This is a genomic window from Alishewanella sp. SMS8, assembly GCF_030737935.1.
GTDB classification, from domain to species: domain Bacteria; phylum Pseudomonadota; class Gammaproteobacteria; order Enterobacterales; family Alteromonadaceae; genus Alishewanella; species Alishewanella maricola.
In genome coordinates this window covers 49,093-71,155 of sequence record NZ_JAPJEA010000001.1, presented here as the reverse complement: position 1 = coordinate 71,155, position 22,063 = coordinate 49,093, and the positions used below count along the sequence as shown (strand labels likewise).

The 22,063-nt window shown below is 44.7% G+C and carries 20 protein-coding genes and 1 riboswitch; of the genes, 6 read left to right on the top strand and 14 right to left on the bottom strand.

Translation table 11 applies throughout. The features are described 5' to 3' along the window. Nucleotides 1-54 precede the first annotated feature (54 nt). From cysW to cysP, 3 genes are read right to left on the bottom strand one after another with little or no spacing between them, the layout of a single operon-like run. Nucleotides 55-870: a sulfate/thiosulfate ABC transporter permease CysW gene (cysW, locus tag ORJ01_RS00365; RefSeq protein ID WP_306176560.1), complete on the bottom strand. Its 816-nt coding sequence runs from the start codon at nucleotides 868-870 to the stop codon at nucleotides 55-57. Continuing rightward, complete coding sequence (cysT, locus tag ORJ01_RS00360) at nucleotides 867-1,703, bottom strand: sulfate/thiosulfate ABC transporter permease CysT (RefSeq protein WP_306176559.1); 837 nt, start codon at nucleotides 1,701-1,703, stop codon at nucleotides 867-869. Before cysT ends, cysW begins: the two co-directional genes overlap by 4 nt. After that, complete coding sequence (cysP, locus tag ORJ01_RS00355; RefSeq protein WP_226751517.1) at nucleotides 1,703-2,704, bottom strand: thiosulfate ABC transporter substrate-binding protein CysP; 1,002 nt, start codon at nucleotides 2,702-2,704, stop codon at nucleotides 1,703-1,705. The genes cysT and cysP overlap by 1 nt, the downstream gene beginning before the upstream one ends. A 343-nt stretch (nucleotides 2,705-3,047) precedes the next feature. Between cysP and ORJ01_RS00350 the strand changes: the two genes are divergently transcribed. Beyond that, nucleotides 3,048-3,362: a hypothetical protein gene (locus tag ORJ01_RS00350; protein ID WP_306176558.1), complete on the top strand. Its 315-nt coding sequence runs from the start codon at nucleotides 3,048-3,050 to the stop codon at nucleotides 3,360-3,362. 89 nt (nucleotides 3,363-3,451) lie between these two features. Here ORJ01_RS00350 and ORJ01_RS00345 read toward each other — a convergent pair whose 3' ends face one another. Both ORJ01_RS00345 and ORJ01_RS00340 read right to left on the bottom strand, forming a co-directional pair. Further along, a complete protein-coding gene (locus ORJ01_RS00345) occupies nucleotides 3,452-4,765 on the bottom strand; it encodes a M20/M25/M40 family metallo-hydrolase (RefSeq protein ID WP_306176557.1) in 1,314 nt (437 codons plus the stop codon). 361 nt (nucleotides 4,766-5,126) lie between these two features. Beyond that, entirely contained in the window at nucleotides 5,127-6,101 is a 975-nt protein-coding gene (locus ORJ01_RS00340; RefSeq protein WP_306176556.1) for a GGDEF domain-containing protein, read from the bottom strand. Between the two features lie 461 nt (nucleotides 6,102-6,562). Here ORJ01_RS00340 and ORJ01_RS00335 point away from each other — a divergent pair, with 461 nt between their 5' ends. Further along, nucleotides 6,563-7,036 carry an energy transducer TonB gene (locus ORJ01_RS00335; RefSeq protein ID WP_306176555.1) on the top strand — a complete coding sequence of 158 codons (474 nt, stop codon included), beginning with the start codon at nucleotides 6,563-6,565 and terminating at the stop codon, nucleotides 7,034-7,036. Nucleotides 7,037-7,133: 97 nt separating this feature from the next. On the opposite strand, the gene ORJ01_RS00330 is transcribed toward ORJ01_RS00335, so the two are convergent. From ORJ01_RS00330 to ORJ01_RS00320, 3 genes are all read right to left on the bottom strand, one after another. After that, nucleotides 7,134-7,532, bottom strand: coding sequence for a glutaredoxin domain-containing protein (locus ORJ01_RS00330; RefSeq protein WP_306176554.1), 399 nt, complete (start codon nucleotides 7,530-7,532; stop codon nucleotides 7,134-7,136). Nucleotides 7,533-7,602: 70 nt separating this feature from the next. After that, complete coding sequence (dinF, locus tag ORJ01_RS00325; protein ID WP_306176553.1) at nucleotides 7,603-8,925, bottom strand: MATE family efflux transporter DinF; 1,323 nt, start codon at nucleotides 8,923-8,925, stop codon at nucleotides 7,603-7,605. A 55-nt stretch (nucleotides 8,926-8,980) separates the two neighbouring features. After that, nucleotides 8,981-9,418, bottom strand: coding sequence for an Lrp/AsnC family transcriptional regulator (locus ORJ01_RS00320; RefSeq protein WP_226751524.1), 438 nt, complete (start codon nucleotides 9,416-9,418; stop codon nucleotides 8,981-8,983). A gap of 138 nt (nucleotides 9,419-9,556) precedes the next feature. Between ORJ01_RS00320 and astA the strand changes: the two genes are divergently transcribed. From astA to ORJ01_RS00300, 4 genes are all read left to right on the top strand, one after another. Next, on the top strand, nucleotides 9,557-10,579 hold the full coding sequence (astA, locus tag ORJ01_RS00315; RefSeq protein WP_229585929.1) for an arginine N-succinyltransferase: 1,023 nt from the start codon (nucleotides 9,557-9,559) through the stop codon (nucleotides 10,577-10,579). 71 nt (nucleotides 10,580-10,650) lie between these two features. Next, on the top strand, nucleotides 10,651-11,454 hold the full coding sequence (locus tag ORJ01_RS00310) for a DUF1338 domain-containing protein (protein ID WP_306176552.1): 804 nt from the start codon (nucleotides 10,651-10,653) through the stop codon (nucleotides 11,452-11,454). Nucleotides 11,455-11,621: 167 nt separating this feature from the next. After that, nucleotides 11,622-12,179 carry a sugar O-acetyltransferase gene (locus ORJ01_RS00305; RefSeq protein WP_306176551.1) on the top strand — a complete coding sequence of 186 codons (558 nt, stop codon included), beginning with the start codon at nucleotides 11,622-11,624 and terminating at the stop codon, nucleotides 12,177-12,179. 66 nt (nucleotides 12,180-12,245) lie between these two features. Continuing rightward, nucleotides 12,246-13,730 carry a VCBS repeat-containing protein gene (locus tag ORJ01_RS00300; protein ID WP_306176550.1) on the top strand — a complete coding sequence of 495 codons (1,485 nt, stop codon included), beginning with the start codon at nucleotides 12,246-12,248 and terminating at the stop codon, nucleotides 13,728-13,730. A 505-nt stretch (nucleotides 13,731-14,235) separates the two neighbouring features. Here ORJ01_RS00300 and ORJ01_RS00295 read toward each other — a convergent pair. The 6 genes from ORJ01_RS00295 to ORJ01_RS00270 all read right to left on the bottom strand — a co-directional run bounded on the left by ORJ01_RS00295 (nucleotide 14,236) and on the right by ORJ01_RS00270 (nucleotide 22,054). Next, on the bottom strand, nucleotides 14,236-17,406 hold the full coding sequence (locus ORJ01_RS00295; protein WP_306176549.1) for an amidohydrolase family protein: 3,171 nt from the start codon (nucleotides 17,404-17,406) through the stop codon (nucleotides 14,236-14,238). A 479-nt stretch (nucleotides 17,407-17,885) separates the two neighbouring features. Further along, nucleotides 17,886-18,257, bottom strand: a complete 372-nt coding sequence (locus tag ORJ01_RS00290) for a DUF3718 domain-containing protein (protein WP_226751530.1) — start codon at nucleotides 18,255-18,257, stop codon at nucleotides 17,886-17,888. A gap of 103 nt (nucleotides 18,258-18,360) precedes the next feature. Continuing rightward, a riboswitch (cyclic di-GMP riboswitch) is annotated at nucleotides 18,361-18,446 on the bottom strand. Nucleotides 18,447-18,608: 162 nt separating this feature from the next. Then, nucleotides 18,609-19,616 carry an ArsA family ATPase gene (locus ORJ01_RS00285; RefSeq protein ID WP_306176548.1) on the bottom strand — a complete coding sequence of 336 codons (1,008 nt, stop codon included), beginning with the start codon at nucleotides 19,614-19,616 and terminating at the stop codon, nucleotides 18,609-18,611. Further along, nucleotides 19,607-19,879, bottom strand: coding sequence for a cory-CC-star protein (locus ORJ01_RS00280; RefSeq protein WP_229585939.1), 273 nt, complete (start codon nucleotides 19,877-19,879; stop codon nucleotides 19,607-19,609). The genes ORJ01_RS00285 and ORJ01_RS00280 overlap by 10 nt, the downstream gene beginning before the upstream one ends. After that, nucleotides 19,876-21,555, bottom strand: a complete 1,680-nt coding sequence (locus tag ORJ01_RS00275; RefSeq protein ID WP_306176547.1) for a carbon starvation protein A — start codon at nucleotides 21,553-21,555, stop codon at nucleotides 19,876-19,878. Before ORJ01_RS00275 ends, ORJ01_RS00280 begins: the two co-directional genes overlap by 4 nt. Before the next feature lie 127 nt (nucleotides 21,556-21,682). Continuing rightward, nucleotides 21,683-22,054 carry a YdbL family protein gene (locus ORJ01_RS00270; RefSeq protein ID WP_226751534.1) on the bottom strand — a complete coding sequence of 124 codons (372 nt, stop codon included), beginning with the start codon at nucleotides 22,052-22,054 and terminating at the stop codon, nucleotides 21,683-21,685. Nucleotides 22,055-22,063 lie beyond the last annotated feature (9 nt).

Below are 22,063 nucleotides of genomic sequence, written 5' to 3'. Positions count from 1 at the left end.
CTAAAGGTATTAACGACAATTTCGTATTTAGCTTTGCCATTTTAACTGAACCGCTTATACAGCCCGTTGCAGGCGCCATTGTAAAACGGCTTTGACGATGAGCGTGGCAATTGCCATCAAGGTTAATAAAGCGGCGGCAATAAAGGCTCCTGTCGTATTGTAATCTTGCTGCAATAACTCGATATGCAAGGGTAAGGTATTAGTTTGGCCGCGTATCGTACCTGAAACGACGGAGACCGCACCAAACTCACCGACCGCACGCGCGTTAGTGAGGATCACGCCATATAACAGTGCCCAACGAATATTCGGAAAGGTAATATGCCAAAACACTTGCCAGCCACTGGCACCGAGTAACACTGCCGCTTCTTCCTGTTCGGTGCCCAGAGTAGACATTAAAGGTACGAGTTCTTTCACCACAAAAGGGCAAGACACAAACACGGTGACCATCACTAAGCCTGGCCATGCAAACATCAGCTGCATATCGGCGGCGTCTAGCCACTGGGCAAAAGGACCGTTACTGCCATAAAGCAATAAATACAATAAACCGGCTACCACAGGAGACACCGCAAACGGAATATCAATCAGTGTTAGCAATAAGCGGCGGCCAGGAAAGGTAAAGCGAGTGACACACCAAGCAATTAAGGTACCAAACAGCACATTAATGGGCACGGTTAAACCTGCCACTAATAAGGTTAGACCGATGGCATGCAGCATATCCGCGTCTTGCAAGTTCTGCCAAACACCGCCAACACCGGCAGCAAAAGCGGCGATAAAGATAAAGATCAGTGGCACCAACAACAGCAGCACACTTAAGGTCATGCCGGTACCAATTAGCCACCATTTTAAGGGCTGTTTTAGCCGAGCCGTCATTTTAATGCTCCAGTAATGTGTTGATAGCGCTGCTGAATACCATTAATAATAAATAACAATAGTAATGAGCTCAGTAATACCACACTCGCAATCGCTGCGGCAGCAGCATAATCAAACTCTTGTAAGCGTACAAAGATCATCAAAGAGGTCACTTCTGTCTGCCAGGGTAAATTACCTGCAATAAAAATAACCGCGCCAAATTCTCCTAAGCTGCGGGTAAACGACAAGGCGGTACCGGTTAATAAAGCGGGTTTAATTTCCGGTAAGATCACCCGAGTAAAAGTTTGTAATGGGCTTGCCCCCAGCGTCGCCGAGGCTTCTTCGTATTCAGGGCCAAACTCTTCTAAAACGGGCTGAACGGTGCGTACCACAAAAGGCACGCTGGTAAACAGCATGGCGATGACAATACCCAACCAGGTATAAGACACCTTGATATCCCATAGCGCAAAATACTGGCCATACCAACCTTGAGTAGCAAACAATGCTGCCAAGGTTAAGCCGGCTACCGCCGTGGGTAAGGCGAAGGGTAAGTCCATTAAGCCATCAAGTAACAGCCGCCCAGGAAAGCGATAGCGCGTTAAGATCCAAGCCATCAGCAAGCCAAAAAACAAATTCAGTATGCTGGCCACTAAAGCAGCCGACAGTGTGACTTGGTATGTGGCCACCACGCGGGGATCGCTAATAATTGCCCAGTATTCGGCTAGGCTCAGTTGCGCTACTTCCATTACCAAGCCGGTTAATGGCAATAAAATAACCAAACCGATAAAAAATAAACTGCTGCCCAAGCTAATGGAAAAACCCGGTAACACTCTTTTGGTTTGGTAAGCAGCCATTAGTTACGGCGTCCTTCAGCTAAAATTTTATCCAGTTCTGCGTTACTGCCAAAGTGCTGCTTATTCACTTGCTCCCAGCTGCCAAATTGTTGCTCAACGGTGAACAATTCCGTTGCTGGAAATTGTGCTTGGCTGCTAGCTTGCACTTTTGGGTGATGTACTCGATAGAAGTAGCTCGCTAACACCTGCTGGGCTGGCTCAGAATATAAAAAGTTTAAGTAAGCTTTTGCTTGTGCAGTGGTGCCATTACGCTCAACATTTTTGTCGATCCACGCTACCGGGAACTCCGCTAAAATATTGGTTTTCGGTACCACGCGTTCCAGTTGTAACTCGGGGTATTGCTTGATGATGTTGTTCACTTCCGATTCAAACGTAATCAGCACATCGCCTAATTGCCGCTCAACAAAAGAGGTTGTGGCGCCGCGACCGCCGGTATCAAACACCACCACGCGGCTTAAAAAATCGACCATCCAATTTCGCGCGGCTTGATCATCAGCAAGCCGCAACTTGGCTGCACCGTAGGCCCCTAAATAAGTGTAACGGGCATTGCCAGAGGTTTTTGGGTTAGGAAAGACTAAGGCGACATCGTCTTTAGTGAGGTCGGCCCAATCTTGAATATGCTTTGGGTTTCCCTTCCGAACCAAAAAAGCCATGGTGGAGTAGTAAGGTGAGCTGTTATTGGCCAGCCGTTCACGCCAATTCTGCGGCAGTAACTTACCGCGCTGATACAAAATATCGATGTCGGTACTTTGGTTAAAGGTGACGACATCCGCCCGCAGCCCTTGAATAATGGCTTGCGCTTGGCGTGAAGAACCGCCATGCGATTGGTTAATGGTTAGTGTTTCACCGCTTTCAGCTTGCCAGTGTGCTACAAACAACGGGTTAATTTCAGCAAAGAGTTCGCGGGCGATATCGTAGCTGCTATTGAGCAACTCTTTAGCCACTAAGGCCGGACTTAATAAACTACTGCTAAGCACCACAGCCAATAATAGGTTACGCATTGTCATTCACTCCTTCATGATCAGATGTGTTAGTTTAATATGCGTATTGGTTACTACAAGAGAGTTAGTAATGCCATTTTGTTATATAGCATAGTTAGAAGCTATATGCTGATGGTGGTATAGCTTTTGTCTGAGCACTTTTCAGAGCTGTAATTGTTTAAATGACCGTCTATTTTTGTTGTTTCATTAATGAGATGGTAAAAAAATAGCATTCAGCTATATTATTTACATTGTTAACTAAAAACCAACAGTCGAGTCGATCTGTTGGCTTTAACGGGTAACATTAAATTGCGAGTTCAACAATTAGTACTTAGTCGCAAGTTATGATTTCTGAGGCATCAGCATGAAAATATACTGGTCATTTAATCATATTCCGGAGCTTTCCCATTTATCAGCTAGTGAAAAAAAACGGTTATGGCAAAAAGCTTCCTCGAGATGTTTGCGTAGTTGGCTCGGGTGGCTTGGGCTGATTTTCTGTGGTCTTAGTGGATCTTTAGGCGCTGATATAGGGGAAATATATGAATTAAAAATGCTTGGTACTGCTCTAGGTGGCGCCACCGGTGGTCTTATTTATTCTCAAATTGTTACCTATTTTGCGGTAAAGCATTATAAAGAACTTTTGGCAGAGCCACGTTCTTCACATGACCCTGAAACTTAACCAGACGCTGTTGTTGTCAACGCTAGCCCTTCGTGAGGCGGTTTATCTGCACTGTGAGCCGCAGTGATAATTTGGCTATTTAGGAATGGTTATAACTGCCCTAATCGATAAATAAGCAAGGCTGAATTTTCGATGTTTTTGCTTAAACTCGTTAGATCTGCCGTTTCATTTTGAGTGTGAGCACCCGCGCCCATTAAACCTAGCCCATCAAGTGCCATGTCTACATGGTTTGCAGCAAATGAGATATCGGCAGCACCGGCATTGCGTGGGTTGGCTGCCAACACTTTGTTGTAGCCTAAATCTTCACTGGCTTTGCTATACATGGCCAATAATTTTTGATTGCCTTCAGTCATTGCCATGGCGGGGTAGCCGTCTGCAAATTCAAGCGTCGCTTTGCTGCCATTTAAGTTATGACTAACAATACGTTGCATTGTTTTTTTGGCATCTTCTTCTTGTGTGGGAGACAGCGCACGTAGATCACCGGCAACATAGACTTTTTGGGCGATAACATTACTTTTCCCGAACGCCGTTGCGGTAGAATGGGCATTGTCGAAATCGGCATGAGTGCCGCCAACTATCAGTCCTGGGTTAAAGGTTAAATTAGGCTGCGAAGCGAGTTGTTCTCTAAAGCTATTTAAAATGCGAGAGGCTTCATAAATAGCGCCAAAACCCACGGTGTCACTAAATATTTGTGACGAATGAGCAGCTTGTGCTTCCACGGTAAGTGTCCAGTCGATATAGCCTCGCCGCGCGACCATAGCGGTTTCAATATTGTTATCCGCATTCTCATAGCCCAGAGCTACATCTGCCCAGATTGCCGCATCGACTATGGCTTGCTTCGATAAATTCAATGGCTGGCCGCTGCTTTCCTCATCGCCGGTGAGTAACACCTTAATGCTGACATTGTTAAGCAAATTGAGTTCGTGCAGGCTTTTAAGGGCAGTAATAATAATCGTATTGCCGCCCTTCATGTCGGCAACACCCGGACCGGATGCTAAAGTCGGACTAAGTTGTGTGTAGGTGTTAAAATTATCGTTTTCGGCGAATACGGTATCAAGATGGCCAATCATCAGTATTTTAATGGCATTTGGATTGTTGCTTTCGCGTGTTGCAAGCACATGGCCCGCGCGGTTAAAAGCGCTGCCATCCAGCCATTCTACTTTAAAACCAATAGCGGTTAATTGTGCAGTGGCTAACTGTCCAACCTTTTTAACACCCGCAAGATTCAGCGAGCCACTATTGATATTGACGGCTTGTTCTATCTCTTGTAATGCCTGAGGCAGATGTTGTGCAACCTGTATAACGATTTGTTGTTCGTTTTTATCAAGCTTAGCGTAGCTGGTTAAAGGAAATGTCGTGGCAAGCGCAATGATAAGTACATAGCTTAATTTTAAGAATGACATGGCAGCCTAATTAATCTGCAAGAATGAACTGAATATGCAGTAAAACGACATCATATTCAATACGAAAAAACTGCAGTGTGCCATCTCGCGTTAGGAGTAACCGTTAGGCAATGTTAAAGATGGAGCCGCCCATAACTCAGCTTTTGCTAAAGGTTTCTGGCCTTTTATGCTTTGTCATGAATACAACCTGTTATGTAGGCTCTGGATATTTTACAAAGTTTGACGTTACCAAGTTAAGTTGTTAACAAAATTATCCCATGTATCGAGATAGGTTGAAATCACTGCACATTAGGAGTTTTACGAATTGCACCAGATGTAAGGTGTATAATTAGCGACTAACAAAATATGTAATGCAGCGTATTTACTCATCACTAAATATGGCACGATCTCGCCCACTGTTTTTAGCTAAATATAACGCTTTATCGGCACGTTTTAACCAGCTATCCTCTGTGGTGCCTGGCAACCAAGGTGCTACGCCAAATGACACGGTGATTTCTTTACCATCAGGTGTTTTTAATGCGCTTTTAATCGCCGTTCTCAGATGTTGAATAAAGGTGTGATAATGTTCATTGATTTGCGGGACCAAAAGCACAAATTCTTCACCACCGAACCGATACAGCCGATCATATTGCCTTATCTGCGAGGTAGTAATGGCCACAAAATCTTTGAGCACCTGATCGCCGACCGCATGGCCAAAGTTATCATTAATGGCTTTGAAATAGTCCAGATCGAGAATAGCTAACAAAGGTTTGCCACCGTTACGCTCTGCGGTTGCTAGGGCGGCTTTTATATCAACGCTCATGGCTCGGCGATTAAAGGCGCCGGTAAGTGCATCGACTGTATTGAGGGTTTCCAGTAAACTAAACTGCTTAGCGCTATGGCTAGCATAAACAAAGGAGCATAGAGACAACATTAAGATGGAAATAATATAAGAGTCGAGTGACACAATGACAAAAATGTCGGAGAGCAGCGCCAGTGCAATACCAGCTAGTGTATTAATGATAAAGGCTTCAACTGGCTTAACTAAAATAAAAGTACTGACGAAAACCGGGTAGATCCATAAAAAACTGTCTATACCATTAGCACTGCCAATAACGACGACACCTGTATTAATAAAGATGGCAATTACAATGCTGACCACACGGATATGCAGGCTTAAATAGGCATAAACAACTAACATTATAATGCCCAAAACCAGCGTGATATCGATGACCGCTGCTATCAAGTTGCCTTCTAAGTAACGTATTACGGCGAAAGGTAAAACACCCAGCACAGCAACCACACCAAGTAACAACAGCAATGACAGTTGATATTTTTGCTGTAACTGATTAATCATAACCGTCTCGTTTGAATGAAATGAGTATATTTATCACTTTACATATTAACATGACCAAAACGTTATTATTATTTTATCTTTCTTCAATTTGTGCAGTGCGGTTATCAATATTTTTTTATTTAATCAATGCAAAAACCTGCGCCAGTTGGCTATTACGATTAATCTAGTTTTAACAGAAAAGCAGAGCTTTGAAACCTACCGAGTTGTTAAAGGATTATATTGTTGCATTTGCAATCCTTAACTGTTATTTATTGTTAATAAATTTTTACAGTAGTTCAGAGTAAGCTCGATCCCCGCGATAGTTCGGCCGGCAACTCTGTGTTTATGTGTGCAGCAAGCCACTTTCAGATTGCTTTGTTTTGCGTCGGTAAAACGCAGGCAACCTTCATCATAAAGCATAACGGTGAAACAATCTTAGCCGAAGTATGGTGTCATAAATCAAAAACTAGAGGGAATTAGTGATGAAAAAAATCGTGTGTATAAGCGTGTTAGGTGTGCTTTTAATCGGTTGTAAAGCCAATGATTCGGTACAAGGTACTGATCACGCCGCGGCACTGGCTGGGCTGGATTATCTTAATCTTACGGCTGAAGATAAAAAAGATTTATTAGACGAATATTGGATAGCCGAAAAAAAACAAGAACCACGTTATCCGCTTGATGCTGCGTTTAACCAGCTATCAGGTTGTGTCGATATGCTTGTGGGTATTGATAAAGACGGCAAAGCTACAGCAGTATCGATTATTACATCTTTTCCTAAGGGCATTTTTGATGCAAACGCAATAGAAGCGTTATCGCATTGGCAATGGGTCGCCAGTGCTAAAAACAGTGCTAAACAACCGGTGTTAACTTCAATCCAATTTGATTTTACGGTCAGTGGTTCTAAAAACCTGACTAAGGCTGAGCAGCAATGCAATTATGTGCATACAGTTGATTAGCCTTTAAAACCGTCGTGTTAGCAATGCCCAGTAGGGTCATCGTCAGCGCATCACATTGGGGATTTCAAAATAGCGCATATTCGATGCGCTATGATCATTAAGAACGGCTGGCGGTCACTAGGCTTTGTAAGTGTAAGATAATCGCCTCAGATTCATACAGCCACTGCGTTTCACCCAAGTCATCTTTGATCTGCAAACAAGGTACTTTCACTTTACCGCCACCGCTAAGCAGTTGTTGCCGGTACTCGGCATGGTGCTGTGCGTCACGTTTTTGGATGTTTAAGCCTAAACGGGCCATCTCTTTGCGCACTTTAATGCAAAAAGGGCAGGCGGCAAATTGATACAGTGCCAATTGCTGGCAGGCTTGAGATAATTGCTGTTGTTGCTCGGCGCTATGAGCCATCGGGCTTGGGGTGCTGAGTTTTTCAGCCAGTAACATAACAGGGGTTAATACCAAACGAATAAAGCGAAAAAATAAACGGATGATCACACGCATAAACAACTCTGCTGCTCGTCATTGAATAAAAATAGTGGCGCAGCATAGCACAATTTAGCGGTTTTTTGCTTTAACGAAATAGCACCACGATACCTTGGCGATACAGCGGCCATGCTAAACTTAAACCGCGTAATAACATAAATAGCGACAAGGCTAGCCAAAGCGCATGATTATTTAAATTTTGTAGCAGCAGGTAGCACAGCGCAAAGCCACTAAAGGCAAGCAACATACTGTTTCTCATCGCGCGTGCTTGTGTTGCCCCAATATATATGCCATCAAGCAAGTAGCCCCAAACGGCTAACAGCGGTAGTCCAATTAACCAAGGCAAATACAGGTTTGCTTGCTGTTGCACCGCGGTAATAGAGGTTAAGCTGCTAATAATTGTCGAGCCTGCCAGCCAAAACAGCGCGCTGAATAGCCCCCCTAATAACCATCCCCAGCCCGCCAAGATCTTAAGCAGTAGCCGCAATTCGCTTTGATCTTTTGCACCAACCGCTTTACCCGTCAGAGCTTCTGCGGCATAGGCAAAGCCATCTAAGGCATAAGATACCAGCATTAAAAAGGTGATCAGCACCGCATTTGCAGCGACTACAGTATCGCCAAAACTGGCACCGCGAAAAGCGATAAATACAAACACCAATTGTAGGCACAGGCTGCGAATAAAAATATCGCGGTTTAAAGCAAAGAGTCGGCTATAACCGTCGGCTGAGAATAGCTGTGGCCATTTAACAGGCCCCAGTTGTTGTTGTCGCCATAAGCGGCGCACCAAGTAAAGCCCAACGGCAAGCGTACTGTAATCGGCCAAGACCGACGCCGCCGCGACACCACTGACTTTCCAGTCAAAGCCTAAGACAAATAACAGATCAAGTAAGATGTTAATGGTTTGATTCAGCAGGAGTAGCCACATGGGATAACGGGCGTTTTGCAGGCCCAAAAACCAACCGAGTAATACCATATTCAGCAGGGCAGCAGGAGCGCTCCAAATACGGATCTGAAAATAGATCTCAGCCTGTGTTAACACTTCCGTGCTCGCACTGCTGAGCTTATAGACGATTGGCATTACCCATGGATGCACGATTAACAAAAGTAACGCTAAGCAGAGCGCCACTAAGCCCGCTTGCAGTAAACTTTGGCGTAAGGCTTGTTGGTTATTGCGGCCTAAAGCTTGTGCAGTCAAACCGGTGGTGCTCATACGTAAAAAGCCGAGTAACAAAAACACTAAGCTAATTAAACTGCTCCCCAGCGCCACACCGCCTAAATACCACGCCTGTGCTAAATGCCCTACCACGGCGGTATCGACCAACGACAGTAATGGGATGGTGAGGTTGGAGGCAATCATGGGCAGTGCAATCAATAGCACTTGCTTTTGTTTAGGATGCTGTAAAGTTAACAACGCTAAGGCAACTTGCTGCTGTTCATTTTAAGGCCGTTTCTCTCATGTATATGACTTAAAACGCTTGGCGTTTAAATTTGGTTTCTAAAATGACCGACGAGGTGGTGCGTTCAACCCCTTCTAAATTACCAATATCATCAAGTAAATGACTCAGTTGCTCAGTACTCTGAGCTTGCACAATCGCAATTAAATCGTACTCGCCACTAATGGCATAAAGAGCGGCTATTTGCGGTATTTGCTTTAATTCATTATTGGTGCGGGCCGTCAACTTTTGTTTCACTTTGATACTAACGTGCGCTGCCACTAAACTGGCTAACCAGCTTTCGCCCACTTCAACGGTATAGCCTTTGATCACGCCAGTTTCTTGCAATTTTTGCAAACGATTTTGCACCGTGGCGCGAGACAAGGATAAGGCTCGTGCCAGATCGGAAATACTCGCACGTGCATCTTTTTGCAACAGTGCGAGCAGTTTTTCATCTTCTTTGCTTATCACTTTGTATTATGTCCTTAGCAAATTGCAATATAACTCTTTTATTCTGTTAAAAATGATACTGCAAAATGTCAGCTATGGCGAATATAATGGTATTACGACGAGTTACTGTTTTCTCGCTTATTCGCTGAGGCTTTGTGTATGTTATTGATCCGACCGATTACGACGGCTGATTTTGCCGCCTTAAAACAAATTGCGGTGGAATCCGGCCCTGGCTTTACCTCTTTACCGGTGCATGATGAGCGTTTACAACACAAAATTGCCCATGCTTCGCACAGTTTTAATGTGGATGTTTCTGCACCAGGCGATCACGGCTATTTATTTGTGTTAGAAGACTGCAGCACAGGTGAAATTGTCGGTACCACCGGTATTGAAGCGGCCGTTGGCTTGCATACGCCGCTGTATCACTTTCAACAAAACACCGTGATCCATCACAGCGCAGAGTTGAATGTATTAAACCAATTAAAAACCTTGACGCTATGTAACGACTATACCGGTGCATCAGAAATTTGTACTTTATTTTTACGTGAAAGTTATCGGCGTAATCATGCTGGGCGCTTTTTGTCTAAGGTGCGGTTTTTATTTATGGCCGAGCATCCGCAGCGCTTTTCTGACATCGTGATTGCCGAAATGCGTGGTGCCACCAATGCCGAGGGCAAACCGCCTTTTTGGAATTGGTTGCAAAACTTGTTTTTAACCATCGACTTTCCTACGGCCGATAAACTGATTGGTGTCGGCAAAAAGGCTTTTATTGCTGAGTTGATGCCGCGTCATCCTATTTATGTGGGCTTACTGCCTACTGAGGCGCAGCAAGTGATTGGTCAGGTGCATGAAAATACTAAGCCAGCCCTAAAAATGCTGGAAAAAGAAGGCTTTAAGCATCGGGGGTACATTGATTTGTTTGATGCCGGCCCAACGGTAGAAGCCCGCTTACAAGATATTCGTTCTGTCGCGTTAAGTCGCCGTGTACCGGTGACCATTAAAGAAGTGCGTGGTGAGCGCACTTTAGCTGTGGCGAATACTGCCCTGAGTGAGTTTAGAGCCAGTTTTGGTAAAAATGCCCAGTTTGATGAACAACAACAACAGTTACAGATCAGCGCAGAGTTAGCCGCAGCCTTGCAATTGGCCGAAGGTGATTTTGCACGTTTTATTAATTTAGATTAATGTCGGCGTAGCGGTGTTTGTTAATATAAACACATGCGGCTGTGCCAGCCTAGCCATTAGTGGGAGTTGCAATGCATACTTGTGTAAAAAGCTTATTTGAAAATTTATGGCAAAATTACCTGACGGTAACGCCATCAGCTCGTCAAGTGCACCAGTTGTTGGGTTCATCACAAAATGATGATGTGATTAATGACCATATTGCGCTACGTACCTTTAATTTACCGAAAGTCAATTTAGATAAGCTGGCAGCGCATTTTCTGGCGCTGGGCTATACCGAGTGTGGTGAATATCATTTTGAAGCTAAAAAGCTTTATGCCAAGCATTTTGAACATGCAGATACCAGCCTACCGAAAGTGTTTATTTCTGAATTGTTATTAGATAAGTGTTCTGCTTCGCTGCGTGAGACGATCACCGCATTAGTAGCACAGATCCCTGACGATGCTGTAACGGCGGATAACTTTTTATACTCGGGTACGCATTGGCAAATTGACAGCGCCACCTATGCTGCTTTATTAGCTGAGAGCGAATACGCAGCATGGACCGCCGCTTGGGGTTATCGCGCAAATCATTTTACGGTTAACGTGAATGATTTACAGAAGTTCACTAGCCTAGAACAAGTGAATGAAGCGTTAAAAAGCGCGGGCTTTTTATTGAATACGTCTGGTGGTGAAATTAAAGGTACGCCAGAGGTGTATTTAGAGCAATCCTCAACGTTAGCCGATATTGTGCCGGTACAGTTTAGCGATGGTGAAGCGCAGATCCCAAGCTGTTTCTATGAATTTGCTCGCCGTTATACACTGCCCAATGGCAAGCTTTACACCGGTTTTGTCGCGGCTTCAGCCGACAAGATTTTTGAAAGCACCAACGCCCGCTAAGCATCGTATTTACGAATAAGGCCCCGCACTATGCTCTGTAGTGCGGGGCTTTTTTTAGCGCGGTGCAAAGCCTGACGGTTTGTTAATTTTACTGGGTAAATTCAAATAACTTTGTTAGTCTAGGCCTTTGTAATAGTGAGATGGCCGCTGTGACTGAATATGAGAAAATGCTTAACGCTCAATGGTATAACCCATTAGATAAAACTTTACGTGAATTGCGTTTAGCCACTCGACAGTTGTTATATAAATTTAACAAAACCTCGCCTGAACAAGTGAAAATTCGACGCACGCTGCAACAGGATTTATTTGCTGAAGTGGGCCGTGATGTCTTTATTGAACCGCCTTTTTTCTGTGATTATGGTCAGCACATTCGACTGGGCGATAAGGTGTTTTTTAACTTTAACTGCGTGGTGCTGGATGTCGGTTGGGTGACAATTGGTAACAACGTGTTTTTCGGTCCTGCAGTGCAAATTTATACAGTGAATCATCCTTTAGGGGCTGATGAGCGGCGCAGCGGTATCGAGCAAGCGTTACCCATTAACATTGCCGATGATGTATGGATCGGTGGGGGCGTGATTATTTGTCCTGGCGTGAGCATTGGAGCAAGAAGCGTTATTGCTGCAGGCAGCGTTGTTACTCAAGATGTACCTGCTGATGTTGTTGTGGCAGGCAATCCCGGAAGAGTGTTGCGCCGTTTAAATGCTGACACAACCGCTGATACCTAGGTACACAGCTAAACTTTTTGGTTCTATGACACGTAGTTAACGCAGATTATTTAAGGGAAGAACATTATGCGCTTTATTACCGCGTTGGGTATATGGATCACACTTGCTATCCCGGGTATTTATGCCCCTTTTAGTGCAGCGTTTGAAATGGATCGGGTACACGTGGCCCTAAGCCACCCAGCAAATGGCAGTATCATGATGCTGCAAGGCCAAAATCAATTACTGGTGTCTGGCTTTAGTCAATTCGAGCGTTGGTTAACCCTCGTAGAACTAGATCAATATCAAACGTTAGCCGTGCCTATTCCAACCAACGCGCAGTTTTTCAGTAAAGCGCGATTAGTTGGCTATGAGGCCGAGCAGTTGGTCTTTTTAACCGCTGACGGCATTGTGCATTACCAACAAGCCAGTGCCGGTTCATTATCCGCTGGGCGCTTTCAACCTTTGCTGGCCAGCAGTTCAATGTTTCGAGTGATTGATGAAGTGCGTTTACGCGAACGTAATTTTGCCCTTGATTTGGGCTCGGGACGAAGCGACTTTTTAATTGCCGATTTTCAGCATATGCACCTTTATCGCCAGCAAGCGGATGGGCAGTTTGTGCATTATGCGTTACCCGTTAGCGCAAGAATACAAACCTGGGGTAACAATCGAGCCGATTACTCAGGCCGCAGTCATTATGCGATAGATGTGGATCAAGATGGTTTATTAGATCTGGTGTTTGTGCATCAAGGCCGTTTTAGTGTATTTTTGCAGCAAACGGATGGCAGCTTCGCACTAGAGCCTTATTATCCCGGTTGGCCGGTATTGCTATCAACCGAGCGCCAAGCAGACCAACGCTCGGATGCGGGTCGCAGCTACTCGGGCCAAAATATCACCACCTTAGAAGATATCACCGATTTAGACGGTGATGGGCTGCCCGATTTGGTACTAAATGTGGAGCAAATAGCCGATGCCTTAGAGCGCAGCAGTCGCTTTCAAATCTTCTTTGGGCGAGCAGCGGATGATGGTGTCACTTATCCAACCGTTGCCGATACCGAAATCAGTATTGATTCAGTGCCTACCGAAGTGGTGATTGACGATTTTAATGGTGATGGTCGAAAAGACTTTTATATTCCGACTACCAAGATTGGTGTCGGCACCATTGTGCGAGTGCTGCTGCGCGGCAGTGCTAATTTAGATGTCGATTTTTATTTGTTATCTGAAAATCGAAGCTATGCGGCAAAAGCCGATTTTCGACAACAAGCCAAGATTGATGTCAGCATCAGTAATCTGCGCTTCGACATGCCGTTATTTAAACTGATTGATGTGAATGGCGATGGTCGTAAATCGTTGTTACTAGGCGAGGGGGGTAATGAATTACGCTTTTTTGCACCTGATGGCAGCGGGTTGTTTAAGCGTAATAGCGATAAAGTACAGATGCCCTTACCTCGTGATGCCAGCCGGGTACAGGTTGTTGATCTTAACAAAGATAACAAAGAAGATTTGGTTTTACCTTTCGATAGCTTAGATGATGCCGAGTTACGCAATCAACTGATTTTACTATTCAGCCGTTGAGCGCGGCTGACCTTTTTTGGGGCAAGCGTGCTTGCCCCTTATCTATAATCTGTGCACGAACCTCTTGCCAACAGTCTTAATCTAATAAGCTAAAAATACCACTGATCACATTATTGATGGTGATCAGCCAAACTAACTATGCGTTGGCTCTGCTGGAATGATTTGGAATATAACTCATTGTAACTATATTAGAATTGAAATCCGATGTATATGGCATCGACTTATAATGTCAAAAGTTGTAACAAGGCGACGGAGTAATAATTATCTGTAAATCGTTAAACTGAGGTTTAATGACAAGTAATGTGGTCTTTTGCAGAAAAGAACCAAGTTAATAGAGGGTTTTATTCAATGACGTTAAGCATAGTTTCTATAGCGTGAGGCTAAGTTTCTGTTACCGTGGCATTTAGACGTGTCTTGCAAGCGATAACGCTAAAGGTATTGTTGAACATTAATAGCATGCATATGATTAGCGGAGTGTGATCCACACACTCCGCTAAAAGCTAACTTAACGTGGTTCGAAGAAGAATGGCTGACGTTTGCGCTCACGCAGACCAATTTCATTCATGCTTGCGGCATCAAATAACCGGCCATTGACCATGGTGTAGACCACTTTATCGGTCACGCGGATATTTTCTAGTGGATTACCGTCGATGACGATTAAGTCAGCCAATTTTCCTGGTTCAATACTGCCAAGTTGATGATCCATACCAAAGGTTTTAGCAGGGTTTAACGTGGCGGTGCGTAAGGCTTCTAACGGTGTCATACCGCCTTGCGCAAACATCCAAATTTCCCAGTGTGCGCCCAAACCTTCACGTTGCCCATGGGCACCGATATTCGCAATCACCCCGACGTCTTTCAGCTCATTTGCCGTTTTTACCACATTAAAGTGGTTATAGTGATGCTCTGGTGCTGTTGGCCGGCGCATACTGCGCGGCGCTAAACGGTCCATCGGGACATATTGACTTAACCGAGGGTGTTTCCAAACCTCAGTTTTATCGTACCAATAATTTTCGCCCCAGATACCGCCATAAGCCACGTTTAATGTTGGTGTATAAGCGGTGCCACTGGCTTGCCACAATTGTTTAATATCATCATAAACTTTTGCTGCAGGTAAAGCGTGTTCAATAGTGGTATGGCCATCGACAATCATCGTTAGATTGTGCTGCATCAATGAACCGCCTTCAGGTACTACCATCATGTTCAATTCACGCGCGGCTTGGATCACTTGCTGGCGCTGATTACGGCGTGGCTGGTTGTAACTTTTCACACTAAAGGCGCCGACTTTTTGTAAGCGCGTTAAGTGAAACTTCGCATCCTCTAGGCTATCGATATGCGAGGTATAACCTGCGCCTTCCGCACCGTAAAGAATCGTACCCGTAGAGAAAATACGTGGGCCAACAATTTGACCGCTGCGTTGTAACTCGCTGGCACTGAAGATCTCACGGGTATCATTAGACGGATCATGAATACTGGTTACACCAAAGGTTAAGCCAGCATAGTTTTCCCAGTTTTGCTGCGGGGTAATTTGCTGCACACCTTGGCTGCCGTGAGCATGAGCATCAAAAATACCGGGCATCAACGTTTTACCGGTAATGTCGAACACTTTGGCGCCTTTGGGAATAGCGATATCCGCACGGCTTCCTACGGCTTGGATTTTGTTGTTTTCAACTAAAACTACCGCGTCTTGTAACACTTGATCGCCGTTCATGGTAATCACTTGGCCACCAACAAACGCTACGATCCCACGAGGCATATCAACGGGCATTTTAAAACCTAAGGATACGGCTTGCTCGGTGGGGCTGTGTTGCTGTGCATTTGGAGCGAATAGGCCATCGATGCTAGCTTGATATAACTCAGGGCCTAACGTCCAATACAGTTTGTCACTGTCGCCATTCCAGCTGATGTACTCACCTGCGCGTACCGACAATTGTTTCACTGGGAATTGCTTATCGTTGGCGCCAATCGCGATAGCGCTGCCACGTTCAGTAAACGGCGTAACAAACACTTTAAAACGGTCGGCAAAGGCTAAATGTTTGCCATCTGGCGAGATTTTAAATTCTGTACCAAATTTTGCGGTGTACAGTGTTTGTTGCGTGTGTTTTTGCAGGTCAATGCTGATTAAGCTAGGGGCACTGCCATAATCCATCGCATACACTTTGTCATTGTTGGCGCCAAACATGGGGCTGCGACCATTACGAGCGATCAAAGTGGCATCGCCGCCGCGATTGCTGATTTTATATAAACCGGTTTGTAGCGACCATTGCAGTGGCAAAATACCGCCAGCACCGATTTTACGATACACCACGGTTTTGCCATCTGGGCTAAACGTCGGTTCGATATACTTGCCTGGCTCATTGGTCAGTTTGGTCACGCGGTTGTTGCGCAAGTTGATAATATTAACAGCACCTTGCGTTTGGTCATTCCAGCTCACAAAAACCAGCTCCCGGCCGTCGCGAGAAAATTGCGGATATAGCTCAAAATCGGTCGTTTGTCGGGTTAAACGACGTGGTTTAGGATCGCTAATATCGGTGATGTAGAGATGGCCAAGCGCGGTAAAGACCGCTTGTTTACCATCAGGCGAAATTTGAGTAAAACGTAACATTTTTACATCAAATTCGTCTTGGTCTAAGTTTTGTTTAACCCGTACTGCCGTTTGAATTTGTTTGCTGGTATTCACTTCAAAGGGAATAGTGCTCACTTTTTTATCGCTAAGCGCTAAGCGTTTAATTTCGCCTCCCGCCCAAAAGACCAGATGTTTATTATCAGGTGTCCAGCTGACGGTAGGGTAAACACCGTGTATGGCCCAGGTTTCTTGCATGTCGCGATCTAATCCATCATAGAGTTTGATGTGTTCGCCACTGGTTAAATCATATAAAAACAGCGTGCTTTGAAAATCGACACGACGAATGTATGCCAAATATTTGCCATCAGGTGAGGGAGTTGGCCTAATTGCACCGCCCGGACCTGTTAAAATGACATCCATTTTACCGGTTTCACGTTCAAAACGTTTGATGGTGTAAATACCCGACTCTGAGTCTTTGCTGTAGTGAAAGGTTTTGCCTGGCGTATCATCTTGTGAAAAATAAATATAGCGGCCATCGGGTGAGAAGGCGGGCTCACCCAGATCTTTTTGATCATCAGGTCGCTCGGTTAACATCACACCGCTACCGCCACTGATATGGTATTGCCATACTTCACCCGCGCCTAAAGAACGGCTGGCGGTAAAATGTTTACGCGCCACAATAAATTGGCTATCTGGGCTCCAAGCGGGGCTGTTGAGTAAGCGAAAGGTTTCGTTGGTAACGGCCCGAGGCGCTGAGCCATCGCTGCCCATGATCCAAATGTTGTCTCCACCATCGCGATCTGAGGTAAAAGCGATGTATTTACCATCGGGGCTAAATACTGGCTGCATATTCCAAGCGATATCGTTGGTCAGCGGCGTGGCTTTACCACCGCTAATCGGCATAGTGTAAATGTCACCCAGTAAATCAAATACCACGGTTTTACCGTCTGGGCTGACGTTAACGTTCATCCAGCTACCTTGTTGTACCTTAATATCAACACTGCTGAATTGACCAATAGGAGCATTAACCTGCCAGGTAGCAGGTTCTGTTTCGGCATAACTAAAAAAGCTACTGATGGCTAACGCGAGTAAGGTTGGAGACTGAATACGCATAAGGATCCTTATTATTGTATTTTTTGTAATTTCGTTAGATTGTCACACTCTATATGATTAGTTAAGAGGCTAGCGCAGTTGCTGCGTTAAATCACCCTTAGCGTCAGATAAAAACCGCTAGCGAAAGGCTTTTTTGTATCAATAGCACAACAGCATCAATAGCAAAGCGCGTGGCGGTAAAATAAGCGATAAAAAAAGCCTGTCAGCAGCAGCGACAGGCTTTGTCTTAGTCATAGAATATTAGCAAAAGCATAGAGGTGCTAGTTTTTTAAAAACATCAATCTGCATAGGGATACAACGAATGAGGCCTTGAGTTGCTTTGTTGCTAGAATAAATCAAAATGCTCAATGCTTCGCTGGAGGCTGCGAGATAAAAGCATATGTATTAACAGATTTAGAAGTGGATTTTGATTAGGCCAAAATGAAAAAAGCCAGTCAAATTGACTGGCTAAAAGGAGAGGGAGTGTTAATTTTTAGCGGTTAGCCACCTGCGCGAGCAACTAAAACTTCGACAACAGGTGAGTCAGCAAAGCCATTACCTTTAGCCCAATCAATGTCACCTGATGAGGCAACGATGCTGCCTGGTAATTGCTTGATGATAAATTCAGCGGTGTCATTTGCGTTGTTTTTGATTGCAAAACGGACCAAGGGTAAGCTGTCACATACTATGCCTTCGTACACATTGCTTAAACGTAAACGATTATCAGATAAGGTTTTACGTAACTGGTTACGGTTATCTGCAGCGACGTAAGAGCAAATTGATTGTGCTAACTGTTCGTCAGCAGCAACAGGAGTACTGATAAAAGCTGATGTAGCAACTAAAGCGACAAATGTAATGATGGTCTTAGTCATGGTGTGCTCCTGCGTGTGCCATAGGCGATCACTGTAAAGTAAATTGGTTAAGTGATAGGCAAATCATGCGGGAAGCGTGATCATTAATTAACATGGGTTAATTAATGGCAGCTCGGCTATCATAGGGAAAACCCGTTAGATCCGTAGCTTTGCGTGTTCATCCTTTCGGATGACTTGCCTGTCAATGAAACAATACTAATCAATGGTTATTAAATGTGCAAGAATTAAATGGTTCATTTTTTAAATTCTTTTTTTGAGCGCTGTATTTTCGCCAGTGTTTCTCAATCTTTGCAATAACTACATGAGTGCTTGCTGAAGGGCAGATTTGTGCAGACGAAAAAAAACTGGGCCTTAAAGCCCAGCGTTGTTAAGCAAGTTAGCCATTATTTCTAAAGCGGCTAAGCCTTGAATATCAGTAGCTTGTAACGGGATCTTAAAGCGCGGTAGCTGGCTAAAATCCTGTTCAATTTGCTGTAAATGACTTTGTTCTTGGTTGCGTCTTTTCGCTAAAAACGCGCCATCCGCTTCAGCAGGTAAAATACGATTAACGATTAAACCGGCTAACGGTAATTTTTCGTGCTGTAAACTTTGCACCGCACGTCCTGTTTCTAAGATAGGCAATTTCTCGGGCGTTAATACAAAGAGTAAAGCCGTACGCTTTTTATCAAGCAATAACTCACGGGTGCGTTGCAATAAACGTTGCCGAGTTAATAGGGTTTCGGTAATGGCTTTATTGCGATCATCCATGCCAGATGTCGCCAGCTCGGCGGGATCAACCAGCGGATTATCAATATCACGGCCGCCTTTAGGGGTAAGATGTCCAAGCACTTCACCGAGTTTTTCCGAGCGTTTATTGGCACTGAGTAAGCCTTGCGTCCACGCGGCCATGGCTTCAGGCAAGCTGAGTAAGCGCAAAGTATGGCCTGTTGGTGCCGTATCGAATATGACTAAATCATAATCGGTTAAACCCAGTTCAATCGTATGCGCAATCCTTTCCAGCATGGCCGCTTCTTGTGCCCCAGGTGATTGCCGTGTTAAACGCATTTGCCGTTCAATTTCAGCGTACATTTCAGGACGAGTAAAACGCTTTAATTGCGCGCTAACTTTGGCTAAGTGTTGATTGACTTCCTCGTCAGGATCGAGTTCTAACGCATCCAGATTTGCAGCTAAGCGAGTAATCTTATCGCCTATTTTTTCACGACCAAAGGCATCGGCCAAGCTATGCGCCGGATCGGTTGAAACCAATAACACTTTTTTACCGCGTTGGCTGGCTAATACCGCTAAGGCGGAAGACATGGTCGTTTTACCGACTCCGCCTTTGCCACCAATTAGCAATACTTTTTTGTCGGTTAACAACATTTGAAATTATCCAGTGGTGAGTGCTCCATACCCATTCGGGTATGCCAATCATGAAATCGCTCCATTAACAGTGGCTGCAATTCTAAGGTGTAATAACTGGCAGGGTTGGGGACACCCATCATTTCAGAAAAAATCAGCAGCATGAAGAGGTCATTTTGTTCCCGTTGCGCTCGGGCAATAGCCGAGCGGTAGGGGGCATTATAAGCCTCTTCAGCATAAAAACTGGCCTGGCGAAACCAGGCCTTAATGGTATCGAGCTTCATACTTTATCGTTGGCAAGCTTATTGGCTTTGATTTGTCGGGTAAGCGTCCCCACAGATTCAAGGATCACTAAGATTGCTGCGATTAAGATAACTAAGTCTAGAGTGAATAAGAACCAATCTTGCTTGTCATAAAAGCTTTTGAGTTGAATTAACAGACCTAGAGTGGTCATTGTTAATAAGAAGATTAATGGTGCCAGCGTGTACCACATTGGACGGCCCAGTTTTACTAACATAACCGTAATCACTAGCAAGGTTAAACCTGCTAATAGTTGGTTAGTGGTACCAAACAATGGCCAAATCATCATACCGCCTGAACCATCACCGCCGGCACCAAAAGCCAGCAGTAAACAAGAACCTACCGCTAACAGCGTGGCGGGTGCAGCTTTTTGCATCCAAGTAATATTATAAATACTGCCCCATTCTTGGAAAATGTAGCGTTGTAAGCGTAAGCCGGTATCCATCGTGGTACCTGCAAACAAAACCACCATTACCGTTAACAAGGTCTGAGATAAAACCGCGTCTAAACCAATACCATTTTCCAAGATATTGGCACCGCCGCGGATAAAGGCACTTACGCCACCTTGGCCAAAGCTATGATAAATCGCCTGCCAATCAGCAAGGGTAGCAAAACCGGCAGTGGCAGCAATGATGGCGGCTAAAGCCAATGAACCTTCACCAATGGCGCCGAAGTAACCAACAAAACGTACATCGGGTTCTTTATCAAGCTGTTTAGAAGTTGTACCGCTAGAGACTAAACCATGGAAACCGGAGATAGCACCACAGGCGATAGTCACGAACAATAATGGGATCAGCGAAGGTGTGCCTTCCGGTACATCATGATTAAAGGCTGGAGCAACAATATCTGGGCTGGCAAAAATAACGGCAGCGTATAATAAACCTAGACCGATAAATAATTGGATGCCGTTAATGTAATCACGTGGTTGTAATAAGGCCCATACCGGTAATAATGAGGCGATAGCTGCGTAAACAAACAGTAAGACAATCCAGCCTTGACGATCAGATAAACCCATGACGGTTTCTGGTAACGACAGCGGGAACATTGGGCCGGCATAAATCATCGCATAGAGCGCGACGACACCAATAATGGTCACCATTAACAAACCAATCAGCTTGCGATAAATTAACTGACCGATAATTAAGGCAACCACAATGGCGCCCCAGACAGGCACGGTGGCACTTGGAAAGTTAATTAACTGACCGGCAATAACCACGGCAAATACCGCGTTGACCATCAGCAATACCAAGAAAATAACGATCATAAAGATACTGCGGGCGCGATTACCGACGATATCACCTGTTAAGGCACCGATAGATTTTGCTTTGTTACGGCTACTGGCCCAAATTGCGCCTGCATCGTGCACACCTGCAAAGAAAATAGTACCAAAAACAACCCATAAAAAAGCGGGTACCCAACCCCAGATCACCGCAATAGCAGGGCCGATGATGGGAGCTGCTCCTGCTACGGAAGTAAAGTGATGCCCCCATAAGATATACTTGTTGGTTGGCACATAATCGATACCGTCTTGCATTTCATGAGCGGGTGTACGGAAATTTGGATCTACTTTGAATATTTTTTCGCAAATAAACTTTGAGTATACAAAGTAACCCAGCGCCATGGCGGCTAGGCCCATTACCATCAAATAAATAGCATTCATGCTATAACCTCTTAGTGGGTGTTAAAATCAACCTTAAATAATACAGTAAGGCTTGATGTTCAAGTATGCGACTAAAGTCTAATTACTTGTTCCCGCTATCGGTCAAGCTGCCATTTTGTTGTAAAAATCAGCGTTTTTGTACCCATTTACCTTCAAGTAAAATAAAATGCCCTCGCTGCGTGCGTTCGATAGCCTTTTGACCTGCCAAGGCTTCAACATCTGCAACGGCGATGTTGTTGTCTTTTGCTAGGCGCGTATATTCGGCACGGCGTGCATCATTAATCAGTTTAGCGATGGTGTCGGCTTCACTATTGGCGTTGATCACCCCAAGATAACCATTCAGTTGTTCACCCACTAAACCTTGTGTTTTGGCGTTAGGTAAAGCGGCCATTGCTTGTTGTAATGTCATGGCCATAATTGGCAAACTGACAGCCATTAATACACTCAGTACTAACAGTTTAAGTGAGCTAAAAGCGGTAAAACGTGATAAAAAAGTCATGGTGTTCTC

Excerpts from the sequence above, each read along its gene's own strand:
- ORJ01_RS00305 (WP_306176551.1), top strand. The coding sequence starts at position 11,622 with ATGCTTAACGCTCAATGGTATAACCCATTAGATAAAACTTTACGTGAA.
- ORJ01_RS00340 (WP_306176556.1), bottom strand. The coding sequence starts at position 6,101 with ATGATTAATCAGTTACAGCAAAAATATCAACTGTCATTGCTGTTGTTA.
- ORJ01_RS00290 (WP_226751530.1), bottom strand. The coding sequence starts at position 18,257 with ATGACTAAGACCATCATTACATTTGTCGCTTTAGTTGCTACATCAGCT.
- ORJ01_RS00345 (WP_306176557.1), bottom strand. The coding sequence starts at position 4,765 with ATGTCATTCTTAAAATTAAGCTATGTACTTATCATTGCGCTTGCCACG.
- ORJ01_RS00280 (WP_229585939.1), bottom strand. The coding sequence starts at position 19,879 with ATGAAGCTCGATACCATTAAGGCCTGGTTTCGCCAGGCCAGTTTTTAT.
- ORJ01_RS00330 (WP_306176554.1), bottom strand. The coding sequence starts at position 7,532 with ATGCGTGTGATCATCCGTTTATTTTTTCGCTTTATTCGTTTGGTATTA.
- cysT (WP_306176559.1), bottom strand. The coding sequence starts at position 1,703 with ATGGCTGCTTACCAAACCAAAAGAGTGTTACCGGGTTTTTCCATTAGC.
- astA (WP_229585929.1), top strand. The coding sequence starts at position 9,557 with ATGTTATTGATCCGACCGATTACGACGGCTGATTTTGCCGCCTTAAAA.
- ORJ01_RS00285 (WP_306176548.1), bottom strand. The coding sequence starts at position 19,616 with ATGTTGTTAACCGACAAAAAAGTATTGCTAATTGGTGGCAAAGGCGGA.
- cysP (WP_226751517.1), bottom strand. The coding sequence starts at position 2,704 with ATGCGTAACCTATTATTGGCTGTGGTGCTTAGCAGTAGTTTATTAAGT.
- ORJ01_RS00275 (WP_306176547.1), bottom strand. The coding sequence starts at position 21,555 with ATGAATGCTATTTATTTGATGGTAATGGGCCTAGCCGCCATGGCGCTG.
- ORJ01_RS00310 (WP_306176552.1), top strand. The coding sequence starts at position 10,651 with ATGCATACTTGTGTAAAAAGCTTATTTGAAAATTTATGGCAAAATTAC.
- ORJ01_RS00300 (WP_306176550.1), top strand. The coding sequence starts at position 12,246 with ATGCGCTTTATTACCGCGTTGGGTATATGGATCACACTTGCTATCCCG.
- ORJ01_RS00295 (WP_306176549.1), bottom strand. The coding sequence starts at position 17,406 with ATGCGTATTCAGTCTCCAACCTTACTCGCGTTAGCCATCAGTAGCTTT.
- ORJ01_RS00350 (WP_306176558.1), top strand. The coding sequence starts at position 3,048 with ATGAAAATATACTGGTCATTTAATCATATTCCGGAGCTTTCCCATTTA.
- ORJ01_RS00335 (WP_306176555.1), top strand. The coding sequence starts at position 6,563 with ATGAAAAAAATCGTGTGTATAAGCGTGTTAGGTGTGCTTTTAATCGGT.
- cysW (WP_306176560.1), bottom strand. The coding sequence starts at position 870 with ATGACGGCTCGGCTAAAACAGCCCTTAAAATGGTGGCTAATTGGTACC.
- ORJ01_RS00270 (WP_226751534.1), bottom strand. The coding sequence starts at position 22,054 with ATGACTTTTTTATCACGTTTTACCGCTTTTAGCTCACTTAAACTGTTA.